Origin of the sequence: Faecalibacterium sp. BCRC 81149 (assembly GCF_022750605.1) — a bacterium.
GTDB classification, from domain to species: domain Bacteria; phylum Bacillota; class Clostridia; order Oscillospirales; family Ruminococcaceae; genus Faecalibacterium; species Faecalibacterium duncaniae.
Genome location: NZ_QXJA01000042.1, coordinates 1 through 922, shown reverse-complemented (window position 1 = coordinate 922; position 922 = coordinate 1). Strand labels below are relative to the sequence as shown.

The 922-nt window shown below is 54.7% G+C and carries 2 protein-coding genes; both read right to left on the bottom strand.

Annotation, left to right across the window (positions count from 1 at the left end; genetic code table 11):
- Positions 1–417, bottom strand: a 417-nt coding sequence (locus tag D3F01_RS15845) for an FAD-binding protein (RefSeq protein ID WP_242889615.1), incomplete at its 3' end; no start/stop codon positions are given.
- On the bottom strand, positions 414–922 hold a 509-nt coding region (locus D3F01_RS15840), incomplete at its 5' end, for a pilus assembly protein PilX (RefSeq protein WP_242889614.1). The genes D3F01_RS15840 and D3F01_RS15845, both read right to left, overlap by 4 nt.

Genomic DNA, 922 nt, shown 5'->3' with positions numbered 1-922 from the left:
GATCAGAGCGGTCATCAGTTGCTTTCCCGTATCGCTTTGTGCAAAGGCCGTCCGCTTTTTCTTCTGTCCGCCAAAATTCCGCAGGTCGAGTTCATCGTCATCTGTCACGTTGAACTGTACTCCCAGATGGTGCAGGCTGCGCACCAGTTCGGACGCAGCCTGCGTCATCCCCCAGACTGCATTCGGGTCAGCAAGTCCGCAGGCAGCGGTCAGGGTATCTGTATAATGCTGCTCCGGGCTATCCTCCTCTCCCTTGGTATTCAAGGCTGCATTGATTCCGCCCTCTGCCATAACAGACTGCGCCCGCTCGGAGGCAAGGGAGGACACCAGCTTTACCGTCCAGCCGTTTTTCACAGCAGTCAAAGCAGCGGAAAGCCCTGCCAGCCCTGCACCCACGATCACCAAAGTGTGTTTCATACATTGTTCCACCCGATATAATATAGAATGATCGAACCGGCAGCAAACAGCACCAGTATAGAAAGAATCAGATAGAGGTCGCCGCGCTGCTCCTTATCCCGGACGATGCCCAGCGATACCAGAAGGGGTCGGAGATTGAGCAGAAGATGCACAAATACCGAAGCAACCAGTAAAAGCTGCGTCAGCAGCCGGACCGTTGTGAACGGAAACAGAATGTATACGCCGTCCTGCACTCTGCCGAACACGCCAATATGGAAAAAGAGCATGAGCAAAATAGCAAGCCCACTGGTGCGCCTTGCCCAGAACAGAGCATTCTGCTTTCCGTAGAGTTTTCCGCCGGACCGGGAAGCCCGGAATGTCTGTGCGGTCAGCAAAAGCCCAAGGACGGTGTGCGCCGCCAGAATGCCAACGCCGATCCATGCCAGAAACTTTCCTGCCCCGGAACTGATGCCCAGCAACATAAAACTGCCCATCAGCCCATGAAGCAGACAGATGAAAAGTAGCA